This window comes from Actinoplanes sp. NPDC051633 (assembly GCF_040681735.1).
In the GTDB taxonomy this organism is placed as follows: domain Bacteria; phylum Actinomycetota; class Actinomycetes; order Mycobacteriales; family Micromonosporaceae; genus Actinoplanes.
Window position 1 is genome coordinate 1 of sequence record NZ_JBFAZH010000683.1, and the last position, 4277, is coordinate 4277.

A 4277-nucleotide genomic window follows, 5' to 3' on the forward strand; every position below is an offset into this window, starting at 1 on the left:
GGGCCGCGCCGCACCACGGTGTCGGACTCGCGGTGCTTGGGTGTCAGCCCCACCCACGACGCCAGGTGCGCCGGGCTGGCGAACCGGTGCACGTCGCCGATCTCCGCGACGAAGACCGCCGCGAGTACCGGCCCGACACCCGGCACGGCCTGCACCGCCTGGAACCCGGCATGCCCGGCCAGGCCGACGCGCAGCGGGCCGGCGACCGCCTTGATTTCGAAGTCGATCGCGTCGATCAACCGCAGCAACGCGTTGACCCGCAACCGATACCCGGCGTCCAACGGCGCCACACCGAGCAGCTGCCGGCCAGCAACGCCGAACAGGTCCGACACGCCTAGGTGCAGGCCCTGCTTGGCCAGCACCGCGTGCACCGACGCTTTCAACCCGCTGCGCCACGCGATCAACTTCGCCCGGTGCCGGACCAGTTCGCGTAGTTCGCGGATCGCGGGCGGGGCGATCCAGCCCTCGGGTAGCCGTCCCATCCGCAACAAGTCCGCCAGATCGGCGGCGTCGCGCACATCGTTCTTGACCCGCCGGTAGGCGAAGCCTTTCACGCCGAGCGGGTGCGCCAAGTGGACGTCAGCGCCGGCGCCGGTCAGCACGTCGACCGCCCAATACCAGCCGTAGGTGGCTTCCAGCACCACCTGAGGATGTTCACCCGCCTTGGCTATTTCCGCCGCCAAGGTCATCGGGTCGTTGTCAATCCGAGTGCTGTCGAGGCGCTCGCCGGTCTCGGTCATCCGCACGATCACTGACCGACGCCGGTGCAGATCGATACCCACGATCTGCTGGCCATCGTATTCTGCTGACATGTGGGGCCTCTTTCGTCGATTGACGTGAGCACCCCGAGCATCCCGCCGGGAGTCACGAGGAGCGAGGGCCCCGCTCCTTCATGCCATCAAGGCGTCGGCAGCAGAGAGGTCTCCGTGTCTTGGATCATGGTGCGGTAGACGACATCGGCAAGGCGTCTCTTCAGGCAGCGCATGGCTTCTTTGTGGGTCTTGCCGGCGGCTCGTTTGCGCTGGTAGTAGTCCCGGCCCGGGGTCGTTCGTTTGATCTGGGCCATGGCCATGACATGCAGCGCGTAGCTGCCGGTCGCCGGCACGCGACAGACGATGCCGTTGGACGTCACCGGACGATACTTCTATCGGTGCGACACCGCAGTACGAGGCGAACGCCGACTCCGAGCGGAACCTGCCGACCGCGCCGGCGCGGGCCAGGATCTTGGCCGCGACGACGTCCCCGATACCGTGCAGATCGGTCAGGGTGGTGCCGGATGCGGCGACCGCGGCGGACAGCGTCGCGGTGGCCGCGGCGATGCGCCGGTCGAGGCGGCGCATCTCGCTGAGCAGCTCCACGGCGACCTGGCGCAGGGTGCGGGCCAGCACCGCCCGCGGACGGATCCGGCGCAGCGCAGCGGCCGCGGTGTCGGCGGTCAGCCCGCGGGGCAGTCCGGCGGGCAGGAGCTGGGCGAGCAGCGCGTGCAGCCGGTTGATGGTCTGGGTGCGGGTGCGGACCAGGTCGTCGCGGTGTTCGGTGAGGCAGCGCAGGGCGGCGACGGCTTCGTCGATGACCGCGGTGTTGAGTCGGGTGGCGGTGTGCGCGGCGATACCGACCGACAGGGCGTCGGCTTGGTCGGTTTTGCGGCCGTGCCCAGTGGACAGCAGCCGGACGCGGCGGGCCAGCTTCGCGGGCACATCGATCACGTCGACGCCGTCGGCTGATAGCCGGCCGGTCAGTGCGGCGCCGAGGCCGGTCGCGCCTTCAACCGCCCAGACGGCCCGTGACCAGCGGCCGGCGAAGCGGCGCAGTTGCCGGTAGCCGTCCCGGTTGACCTCGACGCGGATCGCGGCCAAGGGCTGGAGTCGGTTGTCGACTGCGACGGCGGTCCAGGACGCCTTGTGCGGATCGATCGCGATGACGACCGGGGCAGGTGCCGTGGGCAGGGCGGAGGGCACGGGTTCTCCTTGCGCGACCGGGAAGGGGATCCGGCGAGGAGGGCAGACCAACTTCGGGCGACACAGACCTCTCTCGAGCCACTCTCGCCGGCGGTTGGGGCCGGGGCGCAGGCCGTTCGAGAGCCAGCCCGAAGGCGGCAGGTGTTTCCCGAGCGACCCCAACCACAACCTTGAAGATCATGGCTGCAGACCTTGATCTCCGCCACCAAGTCAACAAGTTGGAGACCTCTCTGCTGAATACGCTTTGACAAAGAGAGGTGCCGTTAGCGAGATAGTCCCGACGCGCCGGCCGAGCTGTGCTGGCGGACCGCGCCGATAGCGTCGCGTCCGGTAGCTCATTCGGGGGTTCCCGCTCGTCACCGATCCTAGGGAAGGGGGTAGCGAGATGGTTGGATAGGTGAAGGGATACACCGCGAGCAGTGACGGCAAGGTCTACCTCTACGGCAAGCGGGTAGGCACCGTGCAAGTCCCCCTCCGGCTGATCATGAGCGTTCTAGGCGACGGTGCCAACGGCATTGCGTTCGGGGCGTGGCACGAAGCCCTCGCGCGCGACGAGGTCATTAAGGTTTACCCACCGCGCGTCGACCTGGGGGAGGGTCCCGACGAGTTCGGAGAGTTGAGGGACAAGGCAATGGCGGAGGCGTCCAAGGCTGCGGCGCTCAGCCACCCCGCCATCGCGACGGTCTACGAGTTCAACGTCCTGATGGAAAATGGCGTCCCGGCGGACTCGACTGGGTGGCCGTACGTCGTTCAGCAGCACCGCCGTGGAGAGCCATTGGGCGTTGTCCTATCGCGGATGACTGGCGATGCTCACGGCCGGCGCTACATCGTCCGCCAGATCTTCGATGCGCTGGCCTATGCGGAGCGCCGAGGCTGTCTGCACGGTGACTTGCACATGAACAACGTGCTTGTGCGACTCGGCTCAGCTCAGCTCAGCCGGAAGTCTCCATCATCGACTTCGGTACGAGCGCGCTGACCGGTCGAGAATTTCAGGCAACCCGCCACGCGGAGCATCTGCGTACCACCACGTTCGACCTCCTGCCTGAGTTGTGGACCATTCTCGTTCGAACGGAGCGGTTCCTTGCGGTCGACGGTTTCGACATCCTGCCGACTCTGCGAGCAGGCCTCGACCTCTTTGAGTTCGTCACGGGGCGGCGGGAACTGACACCGAGGGAGGTCGGTGGGTGTCTCGCCCTTGCGGCAGTGTTCGACCTGGGCGTGTTGTGGGGGGCGTTGGTTCCACGCCTGGCGGGGGACGCCAAGGTGGCACGGCAGGCATTTCTGGAGTGCCTGACGCACGAGCACCATCTCGCGGAGGTGGTTCTCTCGCCCGAGGAACTCGAAGCGCGTTTGAGCGACGCGCTAGAGCGCACGCATTATGGATTGCTGGATCGACGGCGGAGCTGGTTCGATCATCACTGATGGAGGGCGGTCGAAGGAAAAAGGGTTGAGTTGCCTCGTCCGGCTCTGTTGCGTTGCAAGATTTGTAGACAGGCATAACCGGCCGAATGTGGTGTCAGATCCCCGGGCGAGCTCGGCGAACGCCGCGGCGACTCGCAGTGTCGGCGGGGCGTCAACTCCGAGTTCGGCAAACGCGTTCACGCGTGGCGCCTGCGGCGGCGTCCTGATCACCTCGATGCCGGCCGCGGTGAACACCATATCGAAGGCAGCGGTGAACTTGGTATCGCGGTCGGGCAGCAGGAACCGCAGCGAGTCTGCTCGCTGGTCGAGGTCGATCAGCAGGTTCCGTGCCTGCTGGGCCACCACGCACCGGTCGGGTAAGCGGTCACACCGACGACGTGGACCCTGCGGGTCGCGATCTTCAGGAAGAACAGCACGTAGATCCGTTTCAGGAACGGGGGCCTCGCCCGGTCGAGGGGACCCGTCTGATGGGCGCGGCAAGGCGCCCTCTGTTTGCGCGACGAGGAGGACCCTTTAAGCACCGGGCACGCGAACGGGATAGCGGCCGCCCTGCACTCCTCGGGCGCGGTCCGCTCGGGCGAGATCGTCACGTCGATCGCGGCGTCGGTGGCCGCTGGGGTACCAGTGCCGCCGCCCGGCCGCCCAGCTGTCCGCTGACGTTCTTCAGCCAGCATGGCGATCTGACCGGCCGCCCGGTCAGATCCCGGCTTCGTCGAGTAACGACTGGAGGTCCGCGTCCAGTCGGTGGCATTCGGCGTGCAGCTTTCCGGCGATCGCCTCGGCCCGGTTCCTTGCGTCCGAGCCGAGCCGCGACGTAATCGTCGACAGGTCGTGGGCGGCGTAGGCGTAGACGCCCCGGCGGGACGGGGCGGACAGCCGCCCGGCCTCCTCCAGCGC

The 4277-nt window shown here is 67.6% G+C and carries 6 protein-coding genes; 2 read left to right on the top strand and 4 right to left on the bottom strand.

Annotated elements, in window-relative coordinates:
• Both AB0M20_RS29650 and AB0M20_RS29655 read right to left on the bottom strand, forming a co-directional pair.
• Positions 1-812, bottom strand: an 812-nt coding sequence (locus AB0M20_RS29650) for an IS110 family transposase (protein ID WP_364303613.1), incomplete at its 3' end; no start/stop codon positions are given.
• Positions 813-890: 78 nt separating this feature from the next.
• Complete coding sequence (locus AB0M20_RS29655) at positions 891-1958, bottom strand: IS110 family transposase (protein WP_364303614.1); 1068 nt, start codon at positions 1956-1958, stop codon at positions 891-893.
• A 397-nt stretch (positions 1959-2355) separates the two neighbouring features.
• Between AB0M20_RS29655 and AB0M20_RS29660 the strand changes: the two genes are divergently transcribed.
• Both AB0M20_RS29660 and AB0M20_RS29665 read left to right on the top strand, forming a co-directional pair.
• Complete coding sequence (locus AB0M20_RS29660) at positions 2356-2934, top strand: hypothetical protein (RefSeq protein WP_364303615.1); 579 nt, start codon at positions 2356-2358, stop codon at positions 2932-2934.
• Positions 2935-3005: 71 nt separating this feature from the next.
• Positions 3006-3380, top strand: a complete 375-nt coding sequence (locus AB0M20_RS29665; RefSeq protein ID WP_364303616.1) for a hypothetical protein — start codon at positions 3006-3008, stop codon at positions 3378-3380.
• On the opposite strand, the gene AB0M20_RS29670 is transcribed toward AB0M20_RS29665, so the two are convergent.
• Together AB0M20_RS29670 and AB0M20_RS29675 are read right to left on the bottom strand one after the other, a co-directional pair.
• Positions 3321-3725 (bottom strand): hypothetical protein, encoded by a 405-nt coding sequence (locus AB0M20_RS29670; RefSeq protein ID WP_364303617.1) that lies wholly within the window; start codon positions 3723-3725, stop codon positions 3321-3323. The two genes, AB0M20_RS29665 and AB0M20_RS29670, sit on opposite strands and share 60 nt — an antisense overlap.
• A gap of 351 nt (positions 3726-4076) precedes the next feature.
• On the bottom strand, positions 4077-4277 hold a 201-nt coding region (locus AB0M20_RS29675), incomplete at its 5' end, for a hypothetical protein (RefSeq protein WP_364303618.1).